The following is a 14,681-nucleotide window of genomic DNA, read 5'->3' as shown; positions in this document are numbered from 1 at the left end:
AGCTGATCATTTGCACTTTTTAGCGGAACGCAGATATAAAAAATCCCCGGCTTTTTGGGCCAGGGATGTGAATATAAGAAAATCTACTCTACGTTATCTGCGATGGGTATCGATGGAGTCAATGGTGAAGTCAATGCCGCCAACGAACCGCCTGAAACGCCGATTTCATTGAGGAGAGAGTCAATAAGCGGTGCCTGTGTGCGGTAAGAAAGGGCGGCTGATAACGCCTGTTCTGCCAGATTACCTCCACCAACGCAGCCTGATGTTGCATCACCCGTAGCGCCACCACGATTCAGACCATCGACCTGAATGATCTTAATACCGTCAATAGACTTCATTGGCTCAACGGATTTCTCAATTACTGCAGGAAGAGACTGCAACAGCGCCAGCTTGAACTTAAGGCTGGTTTGTTCGTCAGAAAGTACGTTGATAGCGTCGTTCAGTGCGCGTTGTGCTTCCGCTTCCGCCAGGCCTTTTTTACGTGTTGCCTCAGCTAACTCTATGATTGCTGCCGCCTGCATCTCTGCGGCTTCTTTTTCAGCTTTCGCGCGGACGGTCAGTTCGACCGCTTTGGTTTCCGCGTCTTGTGCTGCGGCAATCAGAGCAACCTGCTTGGCACGATCGGCTTCGGCGGTCTGACGTGTTGTTTCTACGTTTTGCTGGGCGCTTACCGCTTCTGCAAGTGCGAGGTTGGCACGCGCTTCCGCTTGTGACTGCTGTTCCGATTTGGCTGCAATAGCGATCGATTTCGTCTGGTTGGCGATTTCGGTGACCTGCTGCTGTTCGATCTCTTTAATGCGAACTTCGCGTTCGGCCTCAACTTTTCTTGAGCGCACGGCCTGTTCGCGGTCGATTTCTGTTTCCTGAATCTGCCGTTCAGCCAGAATACGCGTTTGCTCTGCCTCACGACGACGTTCAGCTTCAAAAGCCGCAATTTTCGCATTCTGCTCTGCGGTGCGGGTTTTAACCTGCTGCTCCTGCTCAAGTGTCATAAACGCTTCTTGCTGTTCAATCTCGAGCTTTCGCGACAGCGCATCACGGTTTTTCTCACGCACGGCAACTTCTACATCCTGTTCAACCTCGTTACGCTCGCGGCGACGGCGTTCTGTTTCCTGGGTCAGCTTGGTTAAACCTTCGGCGTCAAAGGCGTTGTTCGGATTGAAATGCTCTTTCGACGTCTGGTTAAAGTTGGTAAGTGACACGCTTTCCAGTTCCAGACCGTTTTTCGACAAGTCTTCTGCAACGGTATTTTGCACCCCCTGAACGAAGTTTTCGCGTGTATCCTGTAACTCATGCATGGTCATTTGTGCTGCGGTGGCACGCAGAGCATCGACGAATTTATCTTCGACCAGCATCCGCAAATCTTCCGGTGACAAGGTTCGTTGCCCCAACGTCTGAGCGGCGGTGGCGATGCCTTCTACCGACGGTTTTACCCGCACGAAGAAAGCGACCACGACATCGACACGCATACGATCTTTTGTAATCAAACTATCAATCGTCGAGCGACTAACTTCCAGTTTTAATGTATTCATATTGATAGGGATTATTTCATGGAAGATCGGCATAACAATTGCGCCGCCGCTCATAACCACTTTTTGTCCGCCTAATCCGGTACGGACAAATGCCTGCTCAGCAGATGCCCGACGATAAAGCCGCGCGAAAATAATACCGATAATAAATAGAACGCATACGGCAACAATCGCCATAAACATCCAGGAAGGCACTAAGTTAACAATATCATCCATTATTAAATTTCCTTTTAATTAAATACTTATAATATATTTGGCCAGGGATTTTTTTCAGCCAAATACCGCGTTGGAGAAAGTCGGCAAATAATTAATACCTTGTCACCTTTATTAAAAAATTTCCCTTCTTCGGGTTCCAGTAATAAATAGTGTGTTTGACCGAATTGATCGGTGAGTTTTCCTTCACAGGGGTTACCTGAAGTCGCTTGATGACCGGTAATTAATGCCATGCAGCCAATATATTCTTCTTCGGTAATAGCAGAGCTATGGTCACGTGGAACCCAGGGGGCAATTATCTTACCGGTATAATGCACCATGATAATTGTGAGCAGTAAACTGACAGGAGCAATGAACAGATTCGAGAGTGGGACTTGCCAGAGCAAGATGCAGGCGTGTTGTAGCAAAACACCAAGCAGCCCAAAGAAACCGGCTAGCAGGCAGAGGATGACGAGGGCTGGCAACCTTCCGATATTGAGATAATGAAGCGCCTGACTAATATTACCTGTGGTTATGGAATCGTAATGATCAAGATGTGCATCAAGATGTGCATCAAGAGCGCCGGATAGCATATGGCCACAGATAATGGCAATAATTTCCAACAGACCGATTAATAGTACAAAGGAAATAGCGAAAAGATAAGGTGCGTTATAGTCGGCAAATAAAATCATCAGTCACTCCATCGTCCATTCAGTGACGCATTGTTTATTATGGTATGGTTTCCTTGCTTACATTTATCTTGGCTAATAATAACACATGTTAGCGAGTTATTAAAAGGAGAAGTCCCTTAATGTTATTTTTTATTTTTTGAAAAAGTGTGATCCTAAACAATATATTTACGCACGTTATGTTTAAAGGCACTACACTGATTAGGGAATACTGAAATCAGAAAAAGCATATAGCCTTAAAAGGTATGCGATAACCGGAGGATGTGCTTATGGATCATAGTCTTAATTCTTTAAATAATTTCGATTTCCTGGCGCGTAGTTTTGCCAGAATGCATTCTGAAGGCCGCCCGGTCGATATTCTGGCCGTCACCGGTAATATGGATGAAGAACATCGGACCTGGTTTTGCGCCCGCTATGCCTGGTATTGCCAGCGGATGACACAGTCAAAAGAACTGGAATTAGAACATTGATATTACGGGCCATTTGGCCCGTTTTTGTGTTGCTTTATTCTGCTTTATCAACGGGTGGGATGGCTGGAGGAGACTGGACTTCTGCTACTGGATTATTGCGCGCTTCCAATTCACTGATGCGCTGTTCCAGTAATGCCAGTTTCTCACGGGTCCGTAACAGGACCTGCGTCTGAACGTCGAATTCTTCACGGCTCACAAGATCGAGACGCGTCAACTGCGCCTGGAGGGTTTGGCGGATTTTTTTCTCCACATCTTCCCCGAACTCCCTGATTCCTTTAGGCATTGATTCGTGAACCTGGCGAGCAATTTGCTCAATTTTTTTCGGGTCAATCATTGTAGTTTCCCTGTACTGATAGGTGTTTAGTGCCATTGTAGTGCGATAAGGGTAAGTCATAAACCAGAATTATGTGAACCTGTGCGTTGCCGCCGCTAATCATTAGCGTTATAGTGAATCCGCTTATTCTCAGGGCGGGGCGAAATTCCCCACCGGCGGTAAATCAACTTAGTTGAAAGCCCGCGAGCGCTTTGGGTGCAAACTCAAAGGACAGCAGATCCGGTGTAATTCCGGAGCCGACGGTTAGAGTCCGGATGGGAGAGAGTAACGATTCTGTCGGGCATGGACCCGCTCACGTTATTTTGGCTATATGCCGCCACTCCTAAGACTGCCCTGATTCTGGTAACCATAATTTTAGTGAGGTTTTTTTTACCATGAATCAGACGCTACTTTCCTCTTTTGGTACGCCTTTCGAACGTGTTGAAAATGCACTGGCTGCGCTGCGTGAAGGACGCGGTGTAATGGTGCTTGATGATGAAGACCGTGAAAACGAAGGCGATATGATCTTCCCGGCAGAAACGATGACCGTTGAGCAGATGGCGCTGACCATTCGCCACGGTAGCGGTATTGTCTGCCTGTGCATCACTGAAGATCGCCGTAAACAACTCGATCTGCCAATGATGGTAGAAAATAACACCAGCGCCTATGGCACCGGTTTTACCGTGACCATTGAGGCTGCTGAAGGTGTGACTACCGGTGTTTCTGCCGCTGATCGTATTACAACCGTTCGTGCTGCTATTGCCGATGGCGCGAAACCGTCAGATCTGAATCGTCCGGGCCACGTTTTCCCACTGCGCGCACAGGCGGGTGGTGTACTGACTCGCGGTGGTCATACTGAAGCGACCATTGATCTGATGACGCTGGCAGGGTTTAAACCGGCAGGTGTACTGTGTGAGCTGACTAATGACGATGGCACCATGGCGCGTGCGCCAGAGTGCATTGAGTTTGCGAATAAACACAATATGGCATTGGTTACTATCGAAGATCTGGTGGCATACCGTCAGGCACATGAGCGTAAAGCTAGCTGAAAATCGCTGCCTAATTTACCGCGTTAATCAAGAAACCGAAGTTGTTGCTGGCTTCGGTTTTTATTTTGCCTTCATTATGCAAGATGTTAATTCCGCTTCTCTTTCTATGAGAAAATTTCATTAATATTAGGCAACCTTTTTCATTATGATCAAAATCATATAATTGTTTCGCTATTATGCGACCATATGAATATATCCGAAAAAGGATATGTGAAATTTATGCGCTAAATGTTTAGTATTGTTAAAGATTAAGGGTAAAAAGGATGTTTATCGCCTGGTACTGGATTGTGTTGATTGCGCTGGTTGTGGTGGGGTATTTTCTGCACCTGAAACGTTATTGTCGGGCGTTCCGCCAGGACAGAGACGCACTGCTGGAAGCGCGGAACAAATACTTAAACAGTGCGAGAGAAGAGGCAGCAGAAAAGCTGGAATAGGGCTTTTGTGATGTTTGCAGATGTTGTCCATGCGCCGGACAACATCTGAAGCCGTTTTTAACCAATTCCTGCCGTTTGTAGCAGTACTAAACTGAACCCCATTACTGACATTCCACATAGCACGCCATAGCTGGGGTTATTATTGGGATCAATTTCCTTGGCCAATGGCATTAATTCATCAACGGAAAGTGCGACCATAATACCCGCAACCGCCGCCATGATTGCTGCCATTACCACTGGAGAAATCATGCTACCGAGGATTAACCACGCCAGAACACCACCGAGAATTTCTGCCAGTCCAGAAATCCCGGCCCACAGAATTGCGGTGCGCTTCGAGCCTGTTGCAGCATAAACCGGCCCCGCTACTGCCAGACCTTCAGGAATATTGTGCAACGCCACTGCCAGAGCGATACCAAAGCCCAGCTCCAGGTTACTGCTCGCTGTGACAAAAGTGGCAATCCCTTCCGGGAAGTTATGCAGGCTGATACCCAGAGTGAGCAAAATAGCAGTGCGCTTGATTGATTTTTGTAGCGGCTGCACTGATTTTTGCATTAAATCCTGCGGGTGGGCATGGGGCAACATGCGGTCCAGGCCAAAATAGCCCAGCAAACCAACGATAAACATACCGTAGCCCAGCACAGGCGACATCCCTTCGGCGGCTAATGCAGCAGGGAGCATCTCCATTAATGAGATGAGCAACATGATCCCCGCCGCAAATCCCAGCGAAAACGCCAGCAGTCGGTTTGAGGGTTTTTGTCCAAGAACGCCGAGAAACGCGCCAATAAACGTGGCTGCCCCCGCCAGTATGGTCAGAATGAGAGGTACTGACATCGACAACTCCTTATAATTCTTCAACTTCAGGTGGAGCTTCAAAATAACTGATGATCATCATCATGGTTATCTGGGTTCTTCGCCCACCGAACAAGCGTATTGTGAGGATATCAAAATGACACCTTCAATTAAGGATATCATCATGTCTTCAACGCGTATGCCAGCATTGTTTTTAGGTCACGGTAGTCCGATGAATGTGCTGGAAGATAATTTATATACCCAGGCCTGGCAGCGGCTAGGCGAGACATTGCCGCGCCCGAAAGCGATAGTCGCTATTTCTGCGCACTGGTTTACTCGTGGCACGGGAGTAACGGCGATGGAAACGCCGCCGACAATTCATGACTTTGGTGGTTTTCCTCAGGAATTATACGAAACGCATTATCCGGCTCCGGGTTCACCAACGTTGGCACAGCGACTGGTCGAATTGCTGGCGCCAGTACCCGTTACCCTGGATAAAGAAGCGTGGGGCTTTGACCACGGTTCCTGGGGCGTGCTGATTAAGATGTATCCTGACGCTGACATCCCGCTGGTGCAGTTGAGTATCGACAGCACTAAACCCGCCGCCTGGCATTTCGAAATGGGACGTAAACTGGCGGCGCTGCGCGATGAAGGGATAATGTTAGTTGCCAGTGGCAACGTGGTGCATAACCTGCGCACGGTGAAATGGCATGGTGATAGTTCACCGTATCCGTGGGCGATGTCATTTAATGAGTATGTGAAAGCGAATCTGACGTGGCAAGGGGCGGTTGAAGAGCATCCACTAGTGAACTACCTCGACCATGAAGGTGGGGCGTTATCGAACCCAACACCGGAACACTTTCTGCCATTGTTGTATGTGTTAGGTGCGTGGGATGGTCAGGAGCCGGTGACTGTTCCGGTTGATGGCATAGAGATGGGCAGTTTAAGCATGTTGTCGGTGCAGGTAGGCTAACGGAGAAAATATCCCCCTTTGTCGGCCCACATCCGGCAACGGCTGTCAGATGCGGCGTAAACGCCTTATTTGAGCTACGAAACCGGATGGCGAATGCCATCCGGTATCATTGATTACTCTACAAAAATATGCGGATAAAACCGTGACATATCCTGGGTGATTAATGCACGGTCTTCACGAATTCCAATTCCGGCAGGCTGATCATTCACCAGCCAACTACCAATCAGCATATAACTGTCGCCAAATTTCGGTAGTGGATGGAATTGCTGAACAATCATGCCTTCTTCGCCATACGGACCTTCCGCCGCTTCAATGGTTTTGCCGTTCTCGATGATTGACACGTTTGCGCCTTCACGCGAGAAGATCGGCTTAATCACATATTTTTCCATTTGCGGATGATCATCTTCCGCAAAATAAGCGGGCAACAGGTTCGGGTGATTCGGGAACATCTCCCACAGTAGTGGCAGAAGCGCCTTGTTGGAAATAATGCTCTTCCATGCTGGTTCCAGCCAACGCACGCCAGCATCTTCCAGCTTAGTGGAGAACATTTCGCGCAGCATAAATTCCCACGGATACAGTTTGAACAGATTAGCGATGACCTGATCCTGCAAATCCGTGAACTGACCTTTTTCGCCTAAACCGATATCGTCGATGTATAGAAACTCGGTGGTGATTTCAGCTTCGGTCGCGCAGTCCTGCAAATACTGAATGGTGCCACGATCTTCCACTGTGTCGCGACAGCAGGTGAGATGCAGCAACTGAAAGCCGTACTGCTCACGCAACTCGACAAAACGGTCAATGAGCTTTTCTTGCAGACTGTTAAACTGGTCGCTGCCTTCCGGTAGGTTGCCCGCGTTAAGCTGATCTTCCAGCCAGATCCACTGAAAGAACGCAGCTTCATACAGTGACGTTGGTGTATCGGCGTTATTTTCCAGAAGTTTAGGTTCGCCAGTGCCATCCCACGCCAGATCAAGACGTGAATAAAGCGACGGCTGGTGAGTCAGCCATGACTGACGCACAAAACTCCAGGTGTGTTTTGGAATGCGGAATTTGGTCATCAGCTCGTCGCTGGCGATCACTTTTTCCACCACTTTCAGGCACATCTGGTGTAGTTCGGCGGTGACTTCTTCCAGCTTTTCAACCTGTGCGAGGGTCAATTTGTAGTAAGCATCTTCACACCAGTACGGCTCACCGTACATGGTATGAAAATTGAAACCGTACTCGTGAGCTTTTTCGCGCCAGTCCGGGCGCTCGGTAATACTGACTCTTTCCATCGGTATCAGCCGCCCATTGAACGAGAAGAAGTGCCGGTTGCGCTACGCTGCATGGTGCTTTGTTTGGCAACAGATTCACCAAAGCCGCCACGGGTAACGGTGGTGGTGGTCGCCGGTTTCGGCGCCATAGCTGTTTTCGGTACGGTCATGGTGCGGCCTGGCTGGGCAGCGCCATAGTTTTTACCGGTGGCATCAGTATATTTGCCGTAAGCCGGGCTGGCCGGGTTTTTCGAGGAGAACAGCGGCTGCTGTGCAAAGCCCGCGCCGCCGCCCATCAGACGCCCCATCATGTAACCAGCCATCAGCGGCATCCAGAAGCTACCGCTGGATTGCTGAGCCTGTGCCTGGTTTTCTGGCGCCATGCCAGCCTGAGCCGGTGCCTGCTGGCATTGACCTTCGCCAAATTCAGCAACACAGTCTTCCCGAGTGGCGTATTTCGGCGCAGTACGTTCCGCTTCTTTCAGCGCATTATTGTACGCAGTGGCGCATTCTGCGCTTTTACCTGGGTTTGCAGCTGAACAATCATCAGCATTTTGATACAGAGACACAGTCTCATCACTCTTTTCACAGCCAGCCAGCATAAAAACAGTGGCAACCGCGAGAGCGACAGGTGTCAGATGGCGTGCGCTCCAGTTTTTACGGAACGATGCGTGGCGTATGGATTTTGTCCGTTTCATTTTTGTCTTCCGGGACCAGTGGTAAATACCCATCAGAATAGAGGATGGCTGGTCGAAATTGAAGCGAGAAGGGGGAAGAATGCGGCAGATAACCCGTATCTTTACGTTGCCTTACGTTCAGACGGGGCCGAAGCCCCGTCATCGTCATCAGTTACGGAAAGGGTTATGACCGTTACTGGTGGTAGTGCGTGCGGATGTTTGCTGAACAACTGGTGCCGGGCTATCAGGCGCATAGCCATCAGCAATAGCATTCTGTTCTGGCGTTGGCGGTGCAACGTTTTCCGGGTTAGTGGAAACCGGTTTGCTCAGCGCATTGTTCAGTGCCAGCAGATCCTGCTCGTTCAACGTACCCAGAGCTGATTTAATATTCAACTGGTTAATCAGGTAGTTATAACGCGCATTTGCCAGTTCTTGTTTGGCGTTGTACAGCGTAGTGGTGGCGTCCAACACATCAACAATGGTACGCGTACCGACCGAGTAGCCTGCTTCCATCGCGTCTAATGAGCTTTGGGCGGAAACAACGGCTTGTTTGTAAGCGTTAATGCTACTGATAGATGCATTTATGTTATTGAAAGAGGAACGCACGGTTTGCACGACGCTACGGTGTGCGCTTTCCAGTTGTTCGCTGGCACCGACAAAGTTGTACTGTGCCTGTTTCACCTGCGAGTTAACCATCCCGCCCTGATAAATCGGCAGCGAGAAGCTCAGGCCAACTTTGTTCTGGCCCATATTGCTGTCGTCATACTGGGCACTGTTCGCACCACGGGTTTTCGAACCACTATAAGAGGTATCAGAAATCCCGGTAGAAGCTGTTAAATCCAGCGTCGGTAAGTGACCATCCTGCGCCTGGCGAATTTGCTCGCGCGCCAGATCCTGGCTCAAACGTGCCTGTAACAGCGACAGGTTGCGTTTTTCTGCTTCTTTCAGCAGCGCGTTAACCGGCTGTGGTTTGTCGGTTTTGAAGTTTTCGACATTCAGTGCTGCCAGTTCCGGGTAGTAGTTACCGGTGATCTGACGCAGTTGCTCAACGGCATTGTCGAGGTTGTTACGTGCGGTCACTTCGTTCGCCAGCACGGTATCGTACTGTGCGCGGGCGTTCTGCACGTCGGTGATCGCCACCAGACCCACATTAAAACGTTGGGTGGTTTGATCCAACTGACGGTAGATCGCTTCTTTTTGCGCTTGAGTATAGGAAAGAACGTCAATGGCATTCAACACGTTGAAATAAGCGGTCGCGGTGTTGAGGATCAAGGTTTGTTGATCGGTCTGATAGGTGACGTCCTGAATACCGGCGGCTTTTTCCTGCAAGGTCAGCGCACGCCATTTCGACATATCAAAAATGGATTGAGTTAACTGCAGGGACGCACTGGTCGCGTTAGAGTTAATGCCGTTCGCGTCGCGGTAGCCGTTGCTATAGGTGTAATCTGCACCTAAACCTAGCTGTGGCAGTAATGGACTGCGCGCTTCATTAATTTTTTCAAAGGCAGCATCACGATCGGCGGCAGACTTACGCAATTCCGGGTTACTAAGGCGTGCTTGCTGATAAACTTGCATCAGGTTCTCGGCCTGGCTCAACGTACTGAACCCAGAAAGGCTCAGGCCGATAAGAATGGGGAGCAATTTCTTCATTTGCATTCCTTGTGGTGAAGCAGTATTTAGCGCTGATCAAACTGTAAAATTATTGCGGATTCTAGCAGAAGCCGCTACCGCAAAAGGTTGGCGTTACGTGCCATAGGGCATTAATGTGCCTCAATTTAACACATGACTGCTCAAACGGCAGTCAAACGTCGCTGAAATTCACATTTTATTCACTATTAGTGCCAGGACATTAACCATGCTTAAGCCAGACAACCTGCCCGTTTCATTTGGCAAAAACGATGTAGAAATTATTGCACGAGAAACACTTTATCGCGGCTTTTTTTCATTAGATCTTTATAGGTTTCGTCATCGTCTATTCAACGGGCAAATGAGTCATGAAGTCCGGAGGGAAATTTTTGAGCGCGGTCACGCCGCAGTCTTGCTACCCTTTGACCCAGTGCGTGATGAAGTCGTGCTGATTGAGCAGATACGGATTGCCGCGTATGACACCAGCGAAACCCCCTGGCTACTGGAAATGGTTGCCGGGATGATTGAAGAGGGGGAAAGTGTGGAAGATGTCGCCCGTCGCGAAGCGATTGAAGAGGCGGGGCTGATAGTCAAACGAACCAAACCGGTGTTAAGTTTCCTCGCAAGCCCTGGCGGCACCAGTGAGCGTTCGTCAATTATGGTGGGCGAAGTGGACGCCACGACCGCAAGCGGTATTCACGGTCTGGCTGATGAAAACGAAGATATTCGCGTTCATGTGGTAAGCCGGGAACAGGCATACCAGTGGGTAGAAGAGGGGAAAATCGACAACGCAGCGTCGGTCATCGCTTTGCAATGGCTGCAACTGCATCATCAAGCGTTAAAAAATGAGTGGGCATAAATGAAGCGTTACACACCTGACTTTCCTGAAATGATGCGCCTGTGCGAGATGAACTTTTCACAATTGCGCCGTTTGTTACCGCGCAATGACGCACCCGGCGAAACTATAAGCTATCAGGTGGCAAACGCACATTATCGGCTAACGATAGTGGAATCGACCCGATACACTACCCTGGTGACAATAGAACAGACAGCGCCCGCGATCAGTTACTGGAGCCTTCCGTCAATGACGGTGCGTCTGTATCATGACGCGATGGTGGCTGAAGTGTGTTCAAGCCAGCAGATTTTTCGCTTCAAAGCGCGGTATGATTATCCTAATAAAAAGTTGCATCAACGCGACGAAAAGCATCAAATTAATCAGTTTTTAGCGGATTGGTTGCGATACTGTTTAGCACATGGAGCGATGGCGATTCCGGTTTATTAGCGTCGTGAAACCTAAGGACACCATTTGGAAAGCCTGTTAACCCTTCCTCTGGCTGGTGAGGCCAGAGTCAGGATTTTACAAATTACCGACACTCACCTGTTTGCACAAAAGCACGAAGCCCTGTTGGGGGTAAACACCTGGGAGAGCTACCAGGCTGTGCTGGAGGCGATTCGTCCACACCAGCACGAATTCGACCTGATTGTCGCGACAGGTGATTTAGCGCAGGATCAAACTGCTGCGGCCTATCTGCACTTTGCAGAAGGCATCGCAAGCTTTCGTGCGCCCTGCGTCTGGCTGCCGGGAAACCATGATTTCCAGCCTGCGATGTACAGCGCGTTACAGGATGCGGGTATTTCTCCGGCGAAGCGTGTGTTTATCGGTGAGCAATGGCAAATCTTGCTGCTGGATAGCCAGGTGTTTGGCGTACCGCACGGCGAATTGAGCGAGTTTCAGCTTGATTGGCTGGAACGTAAGCTGGCCGATGCGCCAGAACGCCATACGTTGCTGCTACTGCATCATCATCCGCTGCCTGCAGGCTGTAGCTGGCTCGACCAACACAGTCTGCGTAACGCAGGTGAACTGGATAATGTGCTGGCGAAGTTTCCGCACGTCAAATATCTGCTGTGTGGTCATATTCATCAGGAACTCGATCTCGACTGGAACGGGCGCCGCCTGCTGGCAACGCCGTCGACCTGTGTGCAATTTAAACCGCACTGTTCCAACTTCACGCTGGACACCATTGCCCCCGGCTGGCGTACGCTGGAGTTACATGCTGATGGCACGCTGACTACCGAAGTGCACCGCCTGGCGGACACGCGTTTCCAACCTGATACCGCTTCAGAAGGCTACTGATGTCTACGCTTCTTTATTTACACGGTTTCAACAGCTCACCGCGTTCTGCAAAAGCGAGCTTGTTGAAAAACTGGCTGGCGGAACATCACCCTGACGTTGAGATGATTATTCCGCAGTTGCCGCCGTATCCTTCCGATGCGGCAGAACTGCTGGAATCCATTGTCCTGGAACATGGCGGCGATTCGCTGGGTATCGTCGGTTCGTCACTGGGGGGTTACTACGCCACCTGGTTGTCGCAATGTTTTATGCTGCCCGCAGTGGTGGTAAACCCGGCGGTGCGCCCGTTTGAACTGCTAACAGACTATCTCGGTCAGAACGAGAACCCCTACACCGGGCAGCAATATGTGCTAGAGTCACGCCATATTTACGATCTCAAAGTCATGCAGATTGACCCGCTGGAAGCGCCGGATCTGATCTGGCTGCTGCAACAGACGGGAGATGAAGTGCTGGATTACCGCCAGGCGGTGGCGTACTACGCTTCCTGCCGCCAGACTGTAATAGAAGGCGGCAACCACGCATTTACGGGCTTCGAAGATTATTTCAACCCGATCGTCGATTTTCTTGGTCTGCACCATCTCTGACGATCAACTCGAATTGCTAACTTAAACCATGACGCAAACTTATAACGCTGATGCCATTGAGGTACTCACCGGGCTTGAGCCGGTTCGCCGCCGTCCGGGGATGTATACCGATACCACTCGCCCTAACCATTTGGGGCAAGAAGTTATTGATAACAGTGTCGATGAAGCACTGGCGGGTCACGCAAAACGCGTGGATGTAATTTTACATGCTGACCAGTCGTTAGAAGTGATTGACGATGGTCGCGGGATGCCGGTGGATATTCACCCTGAAGAGGGTGTACCGGCGGTTGAACTGATTCTTTGCCGTCTGCACGCAGGCGGTAAATTTTCTAACAAAAACTACCAGTTCTCTGGCGGCCTGCATGGCGTGGGGATTTCGGTGGTTAACGCCTTGTCGAAGCGCGTAGAAGTCAACGTGCGCCGCGATGGCCAGATTTATAACATCGCGTTTGAAAATGGCGAAAAGGTTCAGGATTTGCAGGTCGTCGGCACTTGCGGTAAACGCAATACCGGCACCAGCGTGCACTTCTGGCCGGATGAAACCTTCTTTGACAGCCCGCGCTTTTCTGTTTCCCGGCTTACACATGTACTGAAAGCCAAAGCAGTACTGTGCCCCGGCGTTGAGATCACCTTTAAAGATGAGATCAACAACACTGAGCAACGCTGGTGCTATCAGGACGGTCTGAACGATTACCTGGCGGAAGCGGTAAATGGTTTACCGACGCTGCCGGAAAAACCGTTTATTGGTAATTTCGCTGGCGATACTGAAGCGGTTGACTGGGCGCTACTGTGGCTACCGGAAGGCGGTGAACTGCTGACCGAAAGCTACGTCAACCTGATCCCAACGATGCAGGGCGGTACGCACGTTAACGGTCTGCGTCAGGGCTTGCTGGATGCGATGCGTGAGTTTTGCGAATACCGCAACATTCTGCCGCGCGGCGTGAAGCTGTCGGCGGAAGATATCTGGGATCGCTGCGCATATGTGCTGTCAGTAAAAATGCAGGACCCGCAGTTTGCCGGGCAGACCAAAGAGCGCCTCTCTTCGCGTCAATGTGCGGCATTCGTTTCTGGCGTGGTGAAAGATGCCTTCACCCTGTGGCTGAACCAGAACGTCCAGGCGGCGGAACTACTTGCTGAGATGGCAATTTCCAGCGCCCAGCGTCGTATGCGTGCCGCCAAAAAAGTGGTACGTAAAAAGCTGACCAGTGGACCGGCACTGCCCGGCAAACTGGCAGACTGTACCGCGCAGGATCTCAACCGTACCGAGTTGTTCCTTGTGGAAGGTGACTCCGCAGGCGGATCCGCCAAGCAGGCGCGCGATCGTGAATATCAAGCGATCATGCCGCTGAAAGGTAAGATCCTTAACACCTGGGAAGTCTCTTCCGATGAAGTACTGGCCTCGCAGGAAGTGCACGATATTTCGGTAGCGATCGGTATTGATCCTGACAGCGATGATCTTAGCCAGCTACGTTACGGCAAGATCTGTATCCTCGCGGATGCGGACTCCGATGGCCTGCACATTGCCACGCTGCTCTGCGCGCTGTTTGTAAAACACTTCCGCACGCTGGTGAAACACGGTCACGTTTACGTCGCTCTGCCACCGCTCTACCGTATCGATCTGGGTAAAGAGGTCTATTACGCGCTGACAGAAGAAGAGAAAGAGGGCGTACTTGAGCAATTAAAACGCAAGAAAGGCAAGCCGAACGTCCAGCGTTTTAAAGGTCTCGGGGAAATGAACCCGATGCAATTGCGCGAAACCACGCTTGATCCGAATACTCGCCGTCTGGTGCAGTTGACTATTGATGATGAAGACGATCAGCGTACTGACGCGATGATGGATATGCTGCTGGCGAAGAAACGCTCGGAAGACCGTCGTAACTGGTTGCAAGAGAAAGGCGACATGGCGGAGATTGAGGTCTGATAATCCTCCCGTCAGGAGAATAAAACATAGCCCGGTATACAATCGTATACC

General features: G+C 50.3%; 16 protein-coding genes and 1 riboswitch. Of the genes, 9 read left to right on the top strand and 7 right to left on the bottom strand.

Translation table 11 applies throughout. The features are described from left to right. Positions 1–83: 83 nt before the first annotated feature. A complete protein-coding gene (locus HEM79_RS14305; RefSeq protein WP_176241585.1) occupies positions 84–1,745 on the bottom strand; it encodes a flotillin family protein in 1,662 nt (553 codons plus the stop codon). A 26-nt stretch (positions 1,746–1,771) separates the two neighbouring features. Next, positions 1,772–2,413: an OB-fold-containig protein gene (locus tag HEM79_RS14300; protein WP_176241586.1), complete on the bottom strand. Its 642-nt coding sequence runs from the start codon at positions 2,411–2,413 to the stop codon at positions 1,772–1,774. 266 nt (positions 2,414–2,679) lie between these two features. Between HEM79_RS14300 and glgS the strand changes: the two genes are divergently transcribed. Continuing rightward, positions 2,680–2,880 (top strand): cell surface composition regulator GlgS, encoded by a 201-nt coding sequence (gene glgS, locus HEM79_RS14295; RefSeq protein WP_010348753.1) that lies wholly within the window; start codon positions 2,680–2,682, stop codon positions 2,878–2,880. A 34-nt stretch (positions 2,881–2,914) separates the two neighbouring features. On the opposite strand, the gene ubiK is transcribed toward glgS, so the two are convergent. Beyond that, a complete protein-coding gene (ubiK, locus tag HEM79_RS14290; protein ID WP_010347865.1) occupies positions 2,915–3,214 on the bottom strand; it encodes a ubiquinone biosynthesis accessory factor UbiK in 300 nt (99 codons plus the stop codon). Between the two features lie 121 nt (positions 3,215–3,335). Continuing rightward, positions 3,336–3,484: riboswitch (FMN riboswitch) on the top strand. A gap of 104 nt (positions 3,485–3,588) precedes the next feature. Between ubiK and ribB the strand changes: the two genes are divergently transcribed. Then, a complete protein-coding gene (gene ribB / locus HEM79_RS14285; protein ID WP_001076997.1) occupies positions 3,589–4,242 on the top strand; it encodes a 3,4-dihydroxy-2-butanone-4-phosphate synthase in 654 nt (217 codons plus the stop codon). A gap of 263 nt (positions 4,243–4,505) precedes the next feature. Beyond that, positions 4,506–4,676 (top strand): protein YqiD, encoded by a 171-nt coding sequence (gene yqiD, locus HEM79_RS14280; protein ID WP_176241587.1) that lies wholly within the window; start codon positions 4,506–4,508, stop codon positions 4,674–4,676. Between the two features lie 57 nt (positions 4,677–4,733). Here the strand turns inward: yqiD and zupT are convergent, their stop codons facing one another. After that, entirely contained in the window at positions 4,734–5,507 is a 774-nt protein-coding gene (gene zupT / locus HEM79_RS14275) for a zinc transporter ZupT (protein WP_176241588.1), read from the bottom strand. Between the two features lie 142 nt (positions 5,508–5,649). Between zupT and ygiD the strand changes: the two genes are divergently transcribed. Beyond that, positions 5,650–6,438: a 4,5-DOPA-extradiol-dioxygenase gene (gene ygiD / locus HEM79_RS14270; protein WP_176241589.1), complete on the top strand. Its 789-nt coding sequence runs from the start codon at positions 5,650–5,652 to the stop codon at positions 6,436–6,438. Positions 6,439–6,551: 113 nt separating this feature from the next. Here the strand turns inward: ygiD and HEM79_RS14265 are convergent, their stop codons facing one another. From HEM79_RS14265 to tolC, 3 genes are all read right to left on the bottom strand, one after another. Continuing rightward, positions 6,552–7,712, bottom strand: a complete 1,161-nt coding sequence (locus HEM79_RS14265; RefSeq protein ID WP_176241590.1) for a glutathionylspermidine synthase family protein — start codon at positions 7,710–7,712, stop codon at positions 6,552–6,554. 5 nt (positions 7,713–7,717) lie between these two features. Next, entirely contained in the window at positions 7,718–8,389 is a 672-nt protein-coding gene (locus tag HEM79_RS14260) for a DUF1190 family protein (RefSeq protein ID WP_000831533.1), read from the bottom strand. 147 nt (positions 8,390–8,536) lie between these two features. Continuing rightward, on the bottom strand, positions 8,537–10,018 hold the full coding sequence (gene tolC / locus HEM79_RS14255; RefSeq protein ID WP_000735301.1) for an outer membrane channel protein TolC: 1,482 nt from the start codon (positions 10,016–10,018) through the stop codon (positions 8,537–8,539). Positions 10,019–10,223: 205 nt separating this feature from the next. Here tolC and nudF point away from each other — a divergent pair, with 205 nt between their 5' ends. From nudF to parE, 5 genes are read left to right on the top strand one after another with little or no spacing between them, the layout of a single operon-like run. Beyond that, positions 10,224–10,853, top strand: a complete 630-nt coding sequence (gene nudF, locus HEM79_RS14250) for an ADP-ribose diphosphatase (RefSeq protein WP_000917108.1) — start codon at positions 10,224–10,226, stop codon at positions 10,851–10,853. Then, on the top strand, positions 10,854–11,276 hold the full coding sequence (locus HEM79_RS14245) for a DUF1249 family protein (protein ID WP_000833387.1): 423 nt from the start codon (positions 10,854–10,856) through the stop codon (positions 11,274–11,276). It abuts the gene before it with no gap. Between the two features lie 24 nt (positions 11,277–11,300). Next, entirely contained in the window at positions 11,301–12,128 is an 828-nt protein-coding gene (gene cpdA / locus HEM79_RS14240; protein WP_000444757.1) for a 3',5'-cyclic-AMP phosphodiesterase, read from the top strand. Next, positions 12,128–12,709, top strand: a complete 582-nt coding sequence (gene yqiA / locus HEM79_RS14235) for an esterase YqiA (RefSeq protein ID WP_000105733.1) — start codon at positions 12,128–12,130, stop codon at positions 12,707–12,709. Before cpdA ends, yqiA begins: the two co-directional genes overlap by 1 nt. Before the next feature lie 28 nt (positions 12,710–12,737). Next, complete coding sequence (parE, locus tag HEM79_RS14230; protein ID WP_000195277.1) at positions 12,738–14,630, top strand: DNA topoisomerase IV subunit B; 1,893 nt, start codon at positions 12,738–12,740, stop codon at positions 14,628–14,630. Positions 14,631–14,681: the final 51 nt, after the last annotated feature.

The sequence above is a fragment of the Escherichia sp. 93.0816 genome, assembly GCF_013368855.2.
In the GTDB taxonomy this organism is placed as follows: domain Bacteria; phylum Pseudomonadota; class Gammaproteobacteria; order Enterobacterales; family Enterobacteriaceae; genus Escherichia; species Escherichia ruysiae.
Note: the sequence above shows the minus strand (reverse complement) of the source record. Positions and strands in the feature narration are given on the sequence as shown.